Genomic DNA, 14,363 nt, shown 5'->3' on the forward strand with positions numbered 1-14,363 from the left:
GAGAGCCTATGAACGATCAGAATCAGGCCCAGAATCAGACGCAGGCGGCCGCCCCCTTTGACGGGGGCGGCGTAGCCGCTCCGGAAACGGAGCCAATCGGCACCACCCATCAGGTAGAAGAGGCCGAAGGCCGCCGACTGGTGGATCAGCGCAAGGCCGACAAGGTGCTGCTGGTGGAAACACTGGCCGATTTCAGCAGTGATGAACGCCTTGTGACCGCCGATGAACTGCTGGCCGCTTTTATGGAACGCGCGGCGCTTGCGCCGCCCGTTACCGTTGCCCAGGTGCGTCAGGAGCTGGAAGCTTTGCCCGACCCGCGTTTTGAAGGGCCGGATTCCCAGACCGTGACCGCAGATATGGCCCGCATCAAGGCCATGGAAAAGGCCCAGCCCGGCTCGGCCCCTGACCCGGAAGTGCCGGGTCTGCGCAAAACCCGCCGTCTGCTGAGCCGCAGGCAGTTGCTGAGTTCGCTGCTGCATCCCGCAGAGGCGCTGGCGGAGCCAGGAGCTGACCCGGCGCAGGCAACGGAATCTGCACCCGTAGCGGAACCCGCAGAGGCCGCTGCCGCTCCCCGCGTGGTGGAGCGCGAGTACGCGGTGGCCCTGCTGGCCGAACTGCTGGCCGAAAGTGAAGACGTGGCGGCTTTTACCGCCTGGGACAGCAAGGAATACTATCATTACAAGCCGCAGATGAGCAGCCTGTATGCGGGTATTCTTTCCACAGCCAACAACCGGATGGTGCAGGTCGCCAGCGTGGTGCGCGACAGCTCGCGCGACTACCCCCGACCTGTGCCCCTTGAGATATTTGAATACCCGCCTTTTCTTTTTGAGGCCGAAGCCTTGCAGCAGTGCCTGCGCGATATGGCGGAAACCGGGGAATACGCGGACATCAGGTTTACGGAAAGCTCCGTGGGCACGGTGTATCTGTATTCCACCCGCTACCTCGATGAGGATTACGCCGCCTTTCTGGCGGAAAAAGAGGACGTGGGGGCCATTGCCAGCCCATAGGCCGCAGGGGCGTGTTTACGGCGCCGCCTTGGCGGCTTGCCCCACGGCAGACATGGGGCATGAAATGATGCAATGCGCAAGCAGGGGAGGATCGCCATGCGGCGCAGACAGTTTTTGAAAATATTGGGCCTCGGCGGCGTGGCCGGAGCAGCGCTTCCCGGTGCTGCCGGGGCAGCCCCCTTTGTCTATGACGGCAGCCCCGATGCCGTGGGCGTGCTGCACGATTCAGTGCGCTGCATCGGCTGCCGCAAGTGCGAGGAAGGCTGCCAGAAGGTCAATGCTGACGTGCTGCCGCCTCTGGAGAAGCCCGTTGACGACAGCTCGGTATTTGAGCAGACCCGCAGGCCCACATTCAAGGCCTATACGGTGGTCAACAAATATCAGCCCGAAGGGCATGCCCCCGTGTTCCGCAAGTTGCAGTGCAATCATTGTCAGGAACCGGCCTGCGCTTCGGCCTGTTTTGTCAAAGCCTTTGTAAAAACAGAGGAAGGCCCGGTAGTGTACAACCCCAAGCTCTGCGTGGGGTGCCGCTACTGCATGATGGCCTGTCCTTTCTACGTGCCTGCCTACGACTACAACAACGCCTGGAACCCCTTGGTGTACAAATGCACCATGTGCGCCCCGCGCCTCAAGCAGGGCCTGTTGCCCGGCTGCGTGGAGGCCTGCCCCAAGGAGGCTCTGGTCTTTGGGCGGCGCAGCGACCTTGTCAAACTGGCCCGCCGCCGCATCATGGACAATCCCGGCATGTACGAAGACCACATCTATGGCGAGCACGAGATGGGCGGCACCAACTGGCTGTATCTCTCGCCCGTGCCGCATGCCGATCTGGGGCAGCCGGATGTGCCCGCTGTTTCCGCGCCGGAACTTACGCGCGGCATGCTTGGCTCCATTGCCGTTATTGCCGGTATATGGCCGGTGATCCTGGGCGGTGCGTATTCCATGAGCAAGCATTACAAAAAAATGGTGGAGCAGGCCCGCAGCGAGGGAGCCCAGCAGGCAAAAGGCCAGAGCTGCGCTGACGCCCATGCAGAAAACGATTCACAAGCCTGCGGCTGCAAGCCCGCTGACCATAATCCTGAAAAGGGCCAGGGAGGCGGACAATGCTGAAGCCTTCGGAACTGCTGAAAAATACGCTTGGCCTGCTCAACACGCCGGGCAACATCATCACCGCCGTCATATTGTTCTGCGGAGCTGTGGCCACGGTCATGCGCTTTGGCTGGGGCATCGGCGCAGTCACAAATCTTGATGATTACTATCCTTGGGGCCTGTGGATCGGCTTTGACCTCTTGTGCGGCGTGGCCCTTGCTGCTGGCGGCTTTACGCTGGCGGCGGGCTACTACATCTTCGGCTTCAACAATCTGCGTTCCATGTGGCGGCCCGCGCTGACCACGGCTTTTTTCGGCTACGCCTTTGTCATCGCCGACCTGCTGTACGACGTGGGCCAGCCCTGGCGGCTGCCGTATCCCGTCTTTGTGTCGCAGGGCACCACATCGCTCCTGTTTACCGTGGGCGTGTGCGAGTTCTTTTACCTCTGCGTCATGGCTGTGCTGTGGTTTGTGATCCCCTGCGAGTGGTTGGGGTGGAACAAGCTGCGCGCCATGCTCATGAAGCTGATCATGCCGCTGGTGGCGCTGGGCATCATCCTTTCCACCCTGCACCAGTCTTCGCTGGGCGGGCTGTATGTGATGGTTCCCTCCAAGATGCACCCCCTGTGGTACTCGTCATGGCTGCCCGTGTATTTCTTTGTGTCGAGCCTCTACGCCGGGCTTTCCATGGTGATCTTTGAAGGCACGCTGGCCCACGCGGGCATGCACAAGTACATGGACGAAAACCACGCCAAGAGCTTTGACGGCGTGAGCCTGAGCCTTGCGCGGGGCGCTTCGCTGGTGATGATGGGCTATTTTGTCATCAAGATCGGCGGCCTCACGCTCGACAATGGCTGGAAGTACGTGTTCAGCGGTTACGGCCTCTTGTGGCTGCTGGAAATGGCCCTGGTCATCGTGCCTGCCTTCATGCTTGCCGTAGGCGTGCGCGAGCGGCGTTACGGCATGATCCGCCTTGCGGCGGGGCTGGCTGTGTTTGGGGTCATGCTCAACCGCATGGACGTGAGCCTTGTGGCCTACAACTACAATCTGCCCACGCACCTCAAGTATTTTCCCTCGCTGGGCGAGATCACGCTTTCACTGTTCATGCTGGTGGGGCTTGTGACGGTGTACCGCTTTGTGTGCGCCAAGATGCCCGTATTGCGCGATCACCCTGACTACAAACCCGAAGCCTGACAGGGAGGACGCCATGCAAACGGTATTTTATTCCCTTTACGCATCCCTGATGTCCGGCACGGGCTGGATGTTTATTTTCATCTGCTTTGCCCTGTTCGGCCTGCTGGGCTTTTACCTCTTTCTGAACGGCAAGGATTAGGCTGGAGCACGTTATGACAACGCTGATATCCTTTCTCACTGGCTGGGGGCTGCTCATATCCCTGCTGGGATGTCTGGCCGGGTGCGTGCTGCGCCTGCGCCAGTGCAAGGCCAGCGGCTGCAATCCCGCGGATTTCGCGGCCCGCTGGCGCGCGCGCCTTGTGCCGCTTGATCTGCTGCGCGGGCAGTGGCCTGTGCGCGTGCTGGTCAACGACGCCATTTTTTGGCTGCTGTTTATGGCTCTGGTGGTGGTGCTGTTTGCCCCCGGCCATGCGGTGCTTATCGGGCGCGGCCTGGGCTTTGACTGGCCGGGCATGGCCTTTCGCTGGGCTGACGGCCTTGCTGTGCTGCTGACGCTTGGGGCGCTGGCCCTGCCGTTGCGTCACCTACTGCTGGCCGACCTGCGCGTTGCCGCCACCAAGGCGGACTGGCGACTTATGGCCCTGCTGGTGCTGCTGCCGTTTACGGGCCTGCTTGCCCGCTCGGGCATACCGGGGTATGGACTCTGGCTCTTGCTGCACCTTGTTGCCGGGCATGTTTTTTTGTGGTGTGCGCCCCGTTGCCAGTTTGCACGGTTGCTGCGCTGATGGTTTTTCTGATCAAAGTCCCCAAGGGGGAGTTAATGCGAACCATATGTAGTACAGCCCTCGTTTCTGCTTGCGCCATGCGGTTTGTGGCCGCCAGTGCAGTGTTTGCCGTGGCGCTGTGTTTTTCTGCTGTTGGTGTCCAGGCAGCTTCTGCGCCTCTGGCGGGCAACACCATCTACCTTGGCGGTCAGCGTGCCAAGGAGCTTAAAATGCCTGTTGTGGCCTTTGACCATGCGGCCCATGCCAAGGCCAACGCCTGTGCGAGCTGCCACGCGGCTGGCCCCGGCGTGGAGAAGAACAGCGCGGGCCTGCCGGTCAATATTATGCAAACGCCGGTGTTCAGCGCCTTTGCGGGCATGAATTCCAGCGATCCTGCCGCGCGCAAGGAAGCCTTTCATGCGGCCTGCGCCACGTGCCATGCGCAAAAGGGCGCTGGGCCGTCCTTGGCGCAGTGTCGCGATTGTCACACCATCGCCGATGCCGCAAAGTTGCCCGTGCAAAAGCCTTACAAACCGCAGATGGACGCCTCCCTGCACCAGCGGCATCTGACCTCCGGCGCGTTCCCTGTAAAGGCGCAGCCCGGTCTGGCCCCCGGTGCAATACTGGCAGAGAATGATCCCCAGCGTTGCGTCACCTGTCACCATGCCAAGGATTTTTCACCCACCTTGCCGCCAAATATCGATTCATGCCGCACCTGTCACGAAAGCGGCCCCGGTTCGGCACTTGCCACCAAAGATGCCGCCTATACGCCGCCGCCCCTGCGCGCCGCCGCGCATGAAGTATGCATGAAGTGTCACGCTTCGCTGGCGGAGCAGAAGCTGCCGCACGGCCCTGTGGACTGCGCCACCTGTCATGACAAGGCGCGCTTTGAGGCCTTGCCCCGCTTTGAGGCCAGCCCCTCCATCATGACCATGAACAGGCCCACGGGCGTGGTGCTGACCGACAAGGTCACGCCGCCTCAGGTGCCGCTTTCGCCTCTGTATCCGCAGGGGCCCAAATGGCCTACGGTCATGCCTGCCGTGCCTTTTGACCACGGCCTGCACGAAAGGGCGCTCAACTGCGTGGATTGCCACCACACCAGCGTCAAGCAGTCGTGCATCACCTGCCACACGCCCAGCGGAGACCCCAAGGGCAAGAATATTCCGCTGGCGCAGGCCATGCACTCTGTTACGTCCAAAAACTCCTGCGTGAACTGCCACACCAGCCTGACCACCTCCGCGCCGGAATGCGCGGGTTGCCATACGCCAAGGCCCGTGAGCAAGAGCGGCAGCAACTGCGCCTTCTGCCACCGCGCCGCCCCCGGCGTGAAGGGCACTGTGGGGCTGATGCTGCCCAGCAATCTGCCTTCGCCCCAGGCCGCAGAGAAGGCAAACGGAACTGTTGGGCTGGAAGCCCCGGCCCTGCCGCAAAGCCTGCCCGCCCAGAATGCCCAGCAGAACGCCAAGCTTGCGCCCGCGGCTATCCTGCTGCCCGTGGAGGCCGCAGTGAAGGCTGCGCAGCAGTCTGCCGATGCCTCGGAAGCAGCGCTTGCGTCTTCTGCCATCCTGTTGCCGCCGCCGGACAAAAATCAGACTGCAAAGCCCGACCCGGCAGCCAACGCTGCTGCGGCCAAGGCCTTGCAACCGGCGGTAACGCCGCCTCCTGCTCAAGGCTCTCAGTCAGCCGCGGAGGTGATTGACGAGCCCAAGCTTGGGCCTGTTTCTGACGGCCTGCCCGAAAAGGTGCGCATAGAGCTCATGAGCAAGGAATTCCGCCCGGTGGACTTTGCCCATGCACAGCATCTGCAAAAGCTGCGGGCTGGCATTGGCCGCAAGGCCGCAGGCCTGCAAGGCATGCATGCCAAGGATGGTCTGGAGTGCGCCGCCTGCCATCACAACAGCCCGCGCCTTAAAGAGGGCATGACGCCGCCGCGCTGCGTTTCGTGCCATCCCGCAAACTTGCCCGCTGGCGTAACTACCATGCCGGACGGCAGGCCCCTGCTCAAGGCTGCCTATCACCAGCGCTGCATGGACTGCCACACGCGCATGAAGCTTGAAAAGCCCCGTGCAACGGATTGTCAGGCCTGCCACATCAAGCGCGACCCGGCGGAAGCCCCGGTCTGGTAAAAGGCTAAAGCCCAATCATAAATGAAAGCATGGCGGCAAAGGAAAAACCTTTGCCGCCATGCTTTTTTTATAAGTCTCTGAGGCGAATGACCGTCTATCCGCCAAACTGGATCATGTGGAAGCGCCGCAGCATGGCCGGGGGAATTTCTGAAACCCAGTGCCCGGTGCCCACGGCCCAGAGGTACGCGGCAAAAAGCACCACAAGGCAGCCAGCGGCAACTGTCCAGAAGGGCACGCGGCTGCGGGCCGCAGAAAGATGGAGGCAGTCTTTTTGCGGGCAGGCTTCAATACAGGCGGTGCAGCCAAGGCATTCCGGCGAATTGACGCGCGTTTTTTCGTGCACGGCGATGGCCGAAGGGCAGGCTCGCTGGCAGCGGCGGCAGCTCGTACAGGTCGCCGCATTGCGGCGCACCGCCACCGGGCTTGCCAATGCCAGAATGCCTAAAAACGCCCCGTAAGGGCAGAGAAAACGACACCACGCATTGCGCGCCACCAGCGAGGCCGCCACAATCACGCCAACCACAATCAAGGTGGTGGTTGAAGCCCGCAAAAAGAAAAACAGCATGCTTGAATCGGCCACCATATTGAAGGGCGCGCCCATGAAGGCATCAATTTCGTCTACGCTCATGGCAAAAAAACTGAAATAACAGAGCAATACCAGTGGAATATACTTGATGGCCTGGAGCGCCAGCTCCAGCTTGCGCGGCGGGTTGCGGTTCAGGCCCAGGCGCTCGCCAAGGCGGCCCAACAGGTTGGAGGCAAGACCCACAGGGCAGATATAGCCGCAAAATCCCTTGCGGAACAGCAGGGCCATGAGGGCGATGGCCAAAAAGAGCGTCAGCCCGGCGGGGTGCACTACGTCCCACATGCCGGTTTCAAACAGGCGGCGCGCGGCCATGAGTTCACTGATGGGCAAAAAGCCTTCCACCGAGGGCGGTTTGGGCGTGAAGATCTGGCTTTTTCCCGTGGCCCACTGCACGTAGAGGTAAAAATTCCAGCCCACCCAAACAAGAAAAATGGCGAATGCGCCCTGTATGCCGCGTCGCAGCAGGGTGGGGGTGAGGCGGCGTTTGGGAGGCTTGCTTGTGAGGGGGGTATACGCTGGCGCTGTGGGCTGTGCAGCCCTTTGCGCGGAATCGGCAGATTGGTTCATGGCGGAATATCCTTTCAGACTGTTCAAGTAAACAATTGCGCCACTGGTTGTGTCATCATCTCGTATGGCTGTCCATGACCGGCATCACATGCTGGCTGCCTTCCCTCGGCGCAGGGGCGGCAATGGGGGCGGCAACAGAAATGCGCGAGAGAGAGCGGATACTGCCCGCACGAAGAAATGCATTACGGGCCTTGTTTGCCCCTGCGCGCCGCCGCAGGCGGGGCCTCCGCTGGCAGCTTGATTTTGAACGCCGCCTTGGGGTAGAATGCCGGGTTATTCATGCTGTGCCTGCGTGAATTCTTTACTTTCGCGGACAAATATCGCATTGTCTGGCGACACCGAAAACAGGCTCAGGAACCATCGCATGATTCAGGTAACCAATCTTGGCAAGCTCTACGGAAGTCACCTTGTGCTGCAAGAGATCAATATGCACGTGCACGAGGGGGAGATTTTCGGCATAGTGGGGCATTCCGGCGCGGGCAAGTCCACCTTGCTGCGCTGCCTTAACGGCCTGGAACCCTACCAGATGGGCAGTGTCAAAGTCATGGGCGTTGAAGTTGCCTCCCTTGAGGGCACGGCCCTGCGTATGCTGCAAAGCAAAATGGGCATGATTTTTCAGAATTTCAATCTCATGTCCCGCAAAAACGTGTTCGACAACGTGGCTTTTCCGCTTTCGCTGTGGGGCGTTGCCAAGCGCGAAGAGCGCGTTATGGAACTGCTGGAGCTTGTGGGCCTTGCCGACAGGGCCAAACAGCGCGTGCAGAACCTGAGCGGCGGGCAAAAGCAGCGCGTGGGCATTGCCCGTGCGCTGGCGCTCAATCCCCGTGTGCTGCTGTGCGACGAGGCCACCTCCGCCCTTGATCCCAAGACCACTTCGTCCATTCTCGACCTGCTGGAAGACATCAACCGGCGGCTCAACCTCACCATCATCATGGTTACGCACCAGATGGAAGTGGTCAAACGCCTCTGCCACAGCCTGCTCATGCTCGACGGCGGCAAAACCGTGGCCATGGGCAAGACGGAGAATCTCTTTCTGTCGCCCACCAAGGAAATGCACGCCATGGTGGAGGATGAGTACACGCTCATTCCCGGCGGCACCAACATCCGCCTCATGTTCCCGCGCGAAATTTCGCAGCAGAGCGTCATCACGCAGATGGCGCGCACCCTGGGCATTGATTTTTCCATCGTTGGCGGCAAGCTTGAACGCTACCTCGACGATGTTTTCGGCTTTCTTATCATCAACGTGCAGGACAAAGACCTGGACGCAGTGCTGCATTATCTGAAAACGCAGAACCTGTTCTGGGAGATTCTGGCCTATTCTGAAAACGCGGGTGAACTAGCATGATTGAGAACATGAGCGGCCTTGCGGCCTACTACCCGCTGTGGGAGCGGTTTCTGGACAAGCTGCCGGAAATTATTACGGCAACGTGGGAAACGCTGGACATGGTGCTGCTCTCCACGCTGTTTTCGCTCATTTCGGGCTTTTTGCTGGCTATCCTCATGATCGTCACCAATCCCATCGGCCTCAAGCCCAACCGTTCGGTGTATCAGGCCGTGGATTTTGTGGTCAATCTGCTGCGTTCCTTCCCCTTTATCATTCTGCTCATCGCGCTCATTCCCTTTACCCGTTTTGTGGTGGGCACCTCCATTGGCAGCGCGGCGGCCATAGTGCCGCTGACCATCGCGGCCGCCCCCTTTGTGGCGCGGCTTATCGAAACCTGCTTTCTTGAGGTGGACAGGGGCGTTATTGAAGCTGCGCGGTCTTTTGGGGCCAGCAACACGCAGATTATCTTTCGCGTGCTGATTCCTGAAGCATTGCCTTCCATTGTGCTGAACGTGGCTGTTATCGCCATTACGCTGCTGGGGTATTCGGCCATGGCCGGAACCGTGGGCGGCGGCGGGCTGGGCGATCTGGCCGTCAAATACGGCTACAACCGCTTTCAGGTCGATATCATGGTGTATTCGGTCATTATTCTCTGCCTTCTCGTGCTGCTCATTCAGGGCGTCTGCAATTTCCTGTACAAGATTTTGCGGTAGGCCTGCGGCGGCGTGTGAACCTTTTTACCCTTTACCCTTGCAGGAGCGCTTATGAAACGTCTGCTTTTGTCTCTGGCCATGGTTCTGGCGCTGGCCGCCCCCTCGTTCGCCGCTGAAGACATTGTTGTCGGCGTGACCCCCTTCCCGCATAAGGACATTATGCTGGTGGCCAAGCCCCTGCTTGCCAAGGAAGGCTACAACCTGGTCATCAAGGAATTTACTGACTACGTGCAGCCCAACATGGCGCTGGCCAGCAAGCAGCTGTTTGCCAACTTCTTCCAGCACGAACCCTACCTTGACAACATGAACAAGGAAAAGAAGCTTGACCTTGTTTCCATCGGCAAGGTGCATATCGAACCCTTGGGCGTGTATTCCAAGAAGATCAAAAAGCTTGCCGACCTCAAGAAGGGCAACAGCGTTTCCGTGCCCAACGACCCCACCAACGAAGCACGCGCTCTGCGCCTGCTGGAAGCCAACGGCGTTATCACCATCAAGCCCGGCGCGCTCGTTACCGTGGCCGACATCACCAAGAATCCCCTTGGCCTCAAGTTCCACGAGCTTGACGCGGCCCAATTGCCCCGCACCCTTGACGACGTGACCGCCTCGGTCATCAACACCAACTTTGCTGGCGAAGCCGGTCTGGTGCCCTCGCGTGACGCCCTCGTGATGGAAGGCAGCGAATCCCCCTACGCCAACATCATTGTTGTGCGCAATGAAGACAAGGACAGCCCCAAGGCCAAGGCCCTCATGAAGGCCGTGCAGTCCCCTGAAGTGAAGGAATACATCCAGAAGAATCTGCTTGAACGCGGCATCGTGCCTGTGTTCTAAAATTCATTTTACGGCATAAATTAAGGCAGCCGCCTTACGGTTCCAGATGGAGCTGTAAGGCGGCTGCTCTTTTGCACGCTTGCCGCGCTGGGCGGTCAGGCAAAAAAACGCTAGGGCAGGGGACGAACCTGCTTCAAGTCTTCGCGGGGGATGGTGTGGGTTTTGCCTGTGTCGTCCTCAAAGCTCACGGAATCATTTTCGGGATTGATAACGGGCTTCTTGGTGCCGATGTAGATGGTGTAATCCTTGGTAACGGCGATGTACTTGGAGCCGCATGCCGTAAGCATGAAAGTGCTTACCAGCAGCAGGGCAAAGATCATGGCGCTCTTTCTCATGGCTAGGTATCCTTGACGGTTACAAAAAATTCGGGCCTGCGAACAGGCCCATACATGATGTGTTAAAGCGCATGCTCCCCTTCTGCCCTCTTGTCAATATGCAATCTGCGAGAGCATTGGGCGCAAGCGTGATATCTGCAGATGCCACGCGCATATGGGAACGCCGGATCAGTGTTCGGAAAAATTTTATGCCGTTTCTGCCTGTTTTGCCCTCAACTGCCGCAGATAGGCCGGGTACCACTGGGTAAATACGGCCACACCGATGAGCAAGGTGTAGGAGATCAGCTCGTAGGTAAGTTCTGAAAAAAAGAACTCCTTCATTTTGAGCCATGCCAGCAGAGCGTTGCAGGTGAAGGCCCCACCCCAGGCAGAAGTAATAATCATGTTTGTGCGCAGAAAGACAGGGGAATCCCAGAGCGCCGGATCGGTGTGATCCCTGGCGTAATCGAGGGTAAAAGGCTTGCGCATGACGACCCCTGCCCATGTGCCAAGCGCCAGTGCTCCATTGGCAAGCACGCCCATGTACCGCACTGTCCACATGTTCTGGAAGCCGATCACAAGCACCGATGCGGCGCTGAAAAAGGCCAGCCCCACCCACAGTATCACCCCCCTGTGCAGCTTGAGCACGCCCATGAGGATGCTGAGGGCCAGAGCGATGCCAAGGCCAAGCTCCAACCGAAACAGGCTGCCGTGCGCAATGATCAGAAACGACAGCCAGGGCGCAAAGGCCAACACCAGCTTCAAGAACCCCATCATGGCATTCCCTCCTGAGCAAAGATTTCGCGCAGCGCCGCAACAAAGTGCCCCAAAAGTCAGATCTAAAAAACAGAGGGTGCTATAACTAACTGAATTTTTATAATTTTATGCCAAGTTTTTCTTCCAGCTTGCGGCTGGCAATAACAATAACCGTTGTTACGGTCAGGGTAATGGCAATGTTCAGCAGTACAAAGGCAACAGGCGGCAGTTGCAAAGGCTTGTAAAGCCACATGAAGACCAGCAGGGGCGTGGGCAGATGAAAAAGATAAAAGCGAAAGCCGTTGCGCTCAAACCATGCAAAAGGCGCAAAAGACTGCAACAGCGGGTACAGCCCGGCTGTGAGCAAGAACATATGATACACCAGCAGGGCGCAGAGCAATGAAACAATCCAGCCGCTCACAGGCGTGCCCGCATAGGGCCACAGCAGAACGATCAGCGCCGTGAGCCCAAGCCCAAGTGCCAGCGGGCGGGTGTGGCACAGGGTATTGAGGGCCTCGTGATTTCTGAACGCGACAATGCCCATGTAGTAGCAAAGAATGAACGAAGGCGCTTCCCACAGGCAATACCACTTGAGCCAGCCGCCATAGTTCTGCAAGCACAGCGCGGCCACAAGGGCCACCATGCCGCCAGTAAGGGCCGTGTCGCGCCCCAGCTTTTGCAGCACCCACAGGGCGATAATCCAGAACAGGGTGATCCAGAACAGCACCAGCAAGAACCACAGGTGGTCTGTAAACAGGCCGAGTGAAACGGATTTCCATGTTTCAAGCAGTGTTGCGTCCGCCGGATGTCCAAACGCGGGGATGGAAAAGAGCGTGTAGAGCGGGGCTACCCAGAGCATGCCCACGCCAAACCAGGGCAGCAGGAGCCTGCGCCCCCTGTGCAGCGCGTGTTGCAGGGGGGTGCGCTTGCCGGCATCCCACGAGGCGGCAAACAGAAAGCCCGATGCAAACATGAAGCACTGGATAAGGGTAGAGCCGGAGATGGCCGTGAACAAATCTGCCCAGGGCTGCGGGGTATCCGCATAGAGCTCCCAGAACGGAAATGGCGTGGCGTAAAACATGACACAGTGCATGACCACAACCAGAAAAAGGCACTTGGTTTTCAGCAGGGCAATGTGGGGATAGTGCATTGGGGTCGGCCTTGGTGGAAGTATGCGAAATAGCACCCGGAACAATGCCCGACAATAACGTGACCCGCCGCGCAGGGCAAGCGGGTTGCATCTGCGCGGCGGGCCGAAAACGTCCGCTCATGTCAGCATGTGTCAGCAAAGAGCCAGGGATTAAGCACTGGCCTCCGCAATCCAGCTGGCGACCTCATCCACGGTGGGAACCCTGCCCGTGCATTTAATCTGGCCGTTGACCATTACCGCCGGAGTGGAAATGATGCGCGCGGCCATGATTTCTCTGAAATCAGATACCTTGAGCACCGAAATTTCACCGCCATCCTGTTCCGCAGCCTGACGCACCACGTTTTCCGCCTCTACGCAACGCGCGCAGCCGGGGCCGAATACCTTGATTTCCATTTATTTTGCTCCTGAAAGTTATGCCAGGAATGCCCCAGTCAGGTTGAACAGCCAGCCCACCAGGGTGAACATAAGCAAAAGATAGCCAACAAAAACAGCCAGTAGTTTGCCTGTCATGACCTGCCGCAGCATGAGCATTTCCGGCAGGCTGACCACAACCGTGCTCATGCAGAAGGCCAGAGTGGTGCCGATGGGCAAGCCCTTGGTCAACAGGCTTTCCATAACCGGGATGATGCCCGTCACGCTGGAATACAGGGGGATGCCCAGCAGGACGGAAAGCGGCACCGACCACCATTCCCCGGCGCCAAGATGCTCGGCAAACCAGTTTTCCGGCACAAAGCCGTGCAGGGCCGCACCCAGCCCAACGCCGATGATCACCCACTTCCACACGCGGCGAAAGATGGTGGATGTTTCAGACCAAGCAAAATCGTGCCGATGGCGCAGAGTGATCTGCGGGGAGCAGGCCGGGTCTGCACCCGTGCCGCTGTCTTCTTCCGCCTGCGCGGGCATGTTGGCCATGGCCTCAAGAATAAAGGGGTGCAGCCAGCGCTCGGCCTTGATGGCGTCCATGAGGCAGCCGCCAATGATGCCCGCGGTCATGCCCACAACCACGTAGGCCACGGTGATCTTCCAGCCCAGCAGACCCCACAGCAAAACCACTGCCAGTTCGTTGATAAGCGGCGAGGTGATGAGAAAGGACATGGTGATGCCCAGGGGGATGCTGGCCGTGGTGAAGCCAAGAAACAGGGGTATGCTTGAACAGGAGCAAAAAGGTGTGATCGCGCCAAAGGAGGAGCCAAGAAAATAGCCTACACCCTTTGCCTTGCCGCTCAGATAGTCGCGCACCCGCTCCACGTTGAGCCCGGCCCGCGTCCATGCAATGGCATAAATGAGCGCCACCAGCAAAAGCAAAATTTTTGCCGTGTCGTAAAAGAAAAACTCCACGGATTCCGCAATGGGCGAGCCAGGGGCAAAACCTATGAGGCCCACTGCCAGCCAGTGCGCCGCAGGCTGAATGACCGAATAGGCCAACCACCACAGCGCGCCGAGGGCGGTAATAGCCCCAGCGTATCTGAGATTCCAGGCGCGCGCTTCTGGCGCTTTGTGGGTCTGCATCGCATTGTTTTTGCAGCAGCATTTTTGTTGAAGAGGCGTGTTCATGGCGAATGCCTTTATTTTGATGCTTGTTGGATAGTTGACTTATTGAAGCGAAAAAAAGGGCAGCGCCCTTATATTCATAATTTCGGGAGGATGCCTGGTAATACGCCGCTTGCCGTCCGGAACTTCTGGCATTCACCGGGGTTGGCGGAGCAGCATTCTGCCGTCAGATAGGCGATCACCTCAAGCATCAGTGGGATGCTGGCCTTGTAGCGCATAAAACGCCCCTCCTTTTCAACCGTCACCAGGCCGCTATGCACCACGGCCTTGAGATGAAAGGAGAGGTTGGTGGAGGGAATATCAAGCTGACGGGCGATTTCGCCCGCCACCAGCCCCTGCGGAGCGTTTTTGACCAGCAGCCTGAAAAGGTCGAGGCGTACCTCGGACGACAGGGCTTCAAAGATGCTGGCGGCAGTTTTGCTTTCCATAAAATGATATTTCAACATTAATTGATCAGT

Annotated in this window: 16 protein-coding genes; 9 read left to right on the forward strand and 7 right to left on the reverse strand. The window is 58.9% G+C overall.

Annotation, left to right across the window (positions count from 1 at the left end):
- Window positions 1–8 precede the first annotated feature (8 nt).
- From RDK48_RS04985 to RDK48_RS05010, 6 genes are all read left to right on the forward strand, one after another.
- Entirely contained in the window at window positions 9–1,007 is a 999-nt protein-coding gene (locus RDK48_RS04985; RefSeq protein ID WP_298992734.1) for a hypothetical protein, read from the forward strand.
- Window positions 1,008–1,103: 96 nt separating this feature from the next.
- Window positions 1,104–2,114 (forward strand): sulfate respiration complex iron-sulfur protein HmcB, encoded by a 1,011-nt coding sequence (hmcB, locus tag RDK48_RS04990; RefSeq protein WP_298992732.1) that lies wholly within the window; start codon window positions 1,104–1,106, stop codon window positions 2,112–2,114.
- On the forward strand, window positions 2,108–3,286 hold the full coding sequence (gene nrfD / locus RDK48_RS04995; RefSeq protein WP_298992730.1) for an NrfD/PsrC family molybdoenzyme membrane anchor subunit: 1,179 nt from the start codon (window positions 2,108–2,110) through the stop codon (window positions 3,284–3,286). Before hmcB ends, nrfD begins: the two co-directional genes overlap by 7 nt.
- A 13-nt stretch (window positions 3,287–3,299) precedes the next feature.
- Window positions 3,300–3,425 carry a hypothetical protein gene (locus tag RDK48_RS05000; RefSeq protein WP_022658500.1) on the forward strand — a complete coding sequence of 42 codons (126 nt, stop codon included), beginning with the start codon at window positions 3,300–3,302 and terminating at the stop codon, window positions 3,423–3,425.
- Window positions 3,426–3,438: 13 nt separating this feature from the next.
- Window positions 3,439–4,011 carry a hypothetical protein gene (locus RDK48_RS05005; RefSeq protein WP_298992728.1) on the forward strand — a complete coding sequence of 191 codons (573 nt, stop codon included), beginning with the start codon at window positions 3,439–3,441 and terminating at the stop codon, window positions 4,009–4,011.
- A 35-nt stretch (window positions 4,012–4,046) separates the two neighbouring features.
- On the forward strand, window positions 4,047–6,116 hold the full coding sequence (locus tag RDK48_RS05010) for a cytochrome c3 family protein (RefSeq protein WP_298992727.1): 2,070 nt from the start codon (window positions 4,047–4,049) through the stop codon (window positions 6,114–6,116).
- 94 nt (window positions 6,117–6,210) lie between these two features.
- On the opposite strand, the gene RDK48_RS05015 is transcribed toward RDK48_RS05010, so the two are convergent.
- Window positions 6,211–7,269, reverse strand: a complete 1,059-nt coding sequence (locus tag RDK48_RS05015) for a 4Fe-4S binding protein (RefSeq protein WP_298992726.1) — start codon at window positions 7,267–7,269, stop codon at window positions 6,211–6,213.
- A 364-nt stretch (window positions 7,270–7,633) separates the two neighbouring features.
- On the opposite strand from RDK48_RS05015, the gene RDK48_RS05020 reads away from it, so the two are divergent.
- Genes RDK48_RS05020 through RDK48_RS05030 form a run of 3 tightly spaced genes read left to right on the forward strand, consistent with a single transcriptional unit; the run spans window position 7,634 to window position 10,134 of the window.
- The gene (locus RDK48_RS05020; protein WP_298992724.1) at window positions 7,634–8,614 is read left to right on the forward strand and encodes a methionine ABC transporter ATP-binding protein; all 981 of its coding nucleotides are present in this window, start codon (window positions 7,634–7,636) and stop codon (window positions 8,612–8,614) included.
- Entirely contained in the window at window positions 8,611–9,306 is a 696-nt protein-coding gene (locus RDK48_RS05025) for a methionine ABC transporter permease (RefSeq protein WP_022658505.1), read from the forward strand. Before RDK48_RS05020 ends, RDK48_RS05025 begins: the two co-directional genes overlap by 4 nt.
- A gap of 51 nt (window positions 9,307–9,357) precedes the next feature.
- Window positions 9,358–10,134, forward strand: coding sequence for a MetQ/NlpA family ABC transporter substrate-binding protein (locus tag RDK48_RS05030; protein WP_298992722.1), 777 nt, complete (start codon window positions 9,358–9,360; stop codon window positions 10,132–10,134).
- 110 nt (window positions 10,135–10,244) lie between these two features.
- Here RDK48_RS05030 and RDK48_RS05035 read toward each other — a convergent pair whose 3' ends face one another.
- From RDK48_RS05035 to RDK48_RS05060, 6 genes are all read right to left on the reverse strand, one after another.
- Complete coding sequence (locus tag RDK48_RS05035) at window positions 10,245–10,469, reverse strand: YgdI/YgdR family lipoprotein (protein ID WP_298992721.1); 225 nt, start codon at window positions 10,467–10,469, stop codon at window positions 10,245–10,247.
- Window positions 10,470–10,655: 186 nt separating this feature from the next.
- The gene (locus RDK48_RS05040; RefSeq protein WP_298992720.1) at window positions 10,656–11,225 is read right to left on the reverse strand and encodes a hypothetical protein; all 570 of its coding nucleotides are present in this window, start codon (window positions 11,223–11,225) and stop codon (window positions 10,656–10,658) included.
- A 97-nt stretch (window positions 11,226–11,322) separates the two neighbouring features.
- A complete protein-coding gene (locus tag RDK48_RS05045) occupies window positions 11,323–12,354 on the reverse strand; it encodes an acyltransferase (protein WP_298992719.1) in 1,032 nt (343 codons plus the stop codon).
- 150 nt (window positions 12,355–12,504) lie between these two features.
- The gene (locus RDK48_RS05050) at window positions 12,505–12,747 is read right to left on the reverse strand and encodes a thioredoxin family protein (RefSeq protein ID WP_298992718.1); all 243 of its coding nucleotides are present in this window, start codon (window positions 12,745–12,747) and stop codon (window positions 12,505–12,507) included.
- 18 nt (window positions 12,748–12,765) lie between these two features.
- On the reverse strand, window positions 12,766–13,908 hold the full coding sequence (locus RDK48_RS05055; RefSeq protein ID WP_298992717.1) for a permease: 1,143 nt from the start codon (window positions 13,906–13,908) through the stop codon (window positions 12,766–12,768).
- Window positions 13,909–13,982: 74 nt separating this feature from the next.
- Window positions 13,983–14,333: a helix-turn-helix transcriptional regulator gene (locus RDK48_RS05060; RefSeq protein WP_298992716.1), complete on the reverse strand. Its 351-nt coding sequence runs from the start codon at window positions 14,331–14,333 to the stop codon at window positions 13,983–13,985.
- Window positions 14,334–14,363: the final 30 nt, after the last annotated feature.

Origin of the sequence: uncultured Desulfovibrio sp., assembly GCF_902477725.1 — a bacterium.
In the GTDB taxonomy this organism is placed as follows: Bacteria; Desulfobacterota; Desulfovibrionia; order Desulfovibrionales; family Desulfovibrionaceae; genus Desulfovibrio.

Excerpts from the sequence above, each read along its gene's own strand:
- RDK48_RS05060 (WP_298992716.1), bottom strand. The coding sequence starts at position 14,333 with ATGGAAAGCAAAACTGCCGCCAGCATCTTTGAAGCCCTGTCGTCCGAG.
- RDK48_RS05020 (WP_298992724.1), top strand. The coding sequence starts at position 7,634 with ATGATTCAGGTAACCAATCTTGGCAAGCTCTACGGAAGTCACCTTGTG.
- RDK48_RS05000 (WP_022658500.1), top strand. The coding sequence starts at position 3,300 with ATGCAAACGGTATTTTATTCCCTTTACGCATCCCTGATGTCCGGCACG.
- RDK48_RS05050 (WP_298992718.1), bottom strand. The coding sequence starts at position 12,747 with ATGGAAATCAAGGTATTCGGCCCCGGCTGCGCGCGTTGCGTAGAGGCG.
- RDK48_RS05045 (WP_298992719.1), bottom strand. The coding sequence starts at position 12,354 with ATGCACTATCCCCACATTGCCCTGCTGAAAACCAAGTGCCTTTTTCTG.
- RDK48_RS05010 (WP_298992727.1), top strand. The coding sequence starts at position 4,047 with ATGCGAACCATATGTAGTACAGCCCTCGTTTCTGCTTGCGCCATGCGG.
- RDK48_RS05025 (WP_022658505.1), top strand. The coding sequence starts at position 8,611 with ATGATTGAGAACATGAGCGGCCTTGCGGCCTACTACCCGCTGTGGGAG.
- RDK48_RS05055 (WP_298992717.1), bottom strand. The coding sequence starts at position 13,908 with ATGAACACGCCTCTTCAACAAAAATGCTGCTGCAAAAACAATGCGATG.
- nrfD (WP_298992730.1), top strand. The coding sequence starts at position 2,108 with ATGCTGAAGCCTTCGGAACTGCTGAAAAATACGCTTGGCCTGCTCAAC.
- RDK48_RS05040 (WP_298992720.1), bottom strand. The coding sequence starts at position 11,225 with ATGATGGGGTTCTTGAAGCTGGTGTTGGCCTTTGCGCCCTGGCTGTCG.
- RDK48_RS05030 (WP_298992722.1), top strand. The coding sequence starts at position 9,358 with ATGAAACGTCTGCTTTTGTCTCTGGCCATGGTTCTGGCGCTGGCCGCC.
- hmcB (WP_298992732.1), top strand. The coding sequence starts at position 1,104 with ATGCGGCGCAGACAGTTTTTGAAAATATTGGGCCTCGGCGGCGTGGCC.
- RDK48_RS05035 (WP_298992721.1), bottom strand. The coding sequence starts at position 10,469 with ATGAGAAAGAGCGCCATGATCTTTGCCCTGCTGCTGGTAAGCACTTTC.
- RDK48_RS05005 (WP_298992728.1), top strand. The coding sequence starts at position 3,439 with ATGACAACGCTGATATCCTTTCTCACTGGCTGGGGGCTGCTCATATCC.
- RDK48_RS04985 (WP_298992734.1), top strand. The coding sequence starts at position 9 with ATGAACGATCAGAATCAGGCCCAGAATCAGACGCAGGCGGCCGCCCCC.
- RDK48_RS05015 (WP_298992726.1), bottom strand. The coding sequence starts at position 7,269 with ATGAACCAATCTGCCGATTCCGCGCAAAGGGCTGCACAGCCCACAGCG.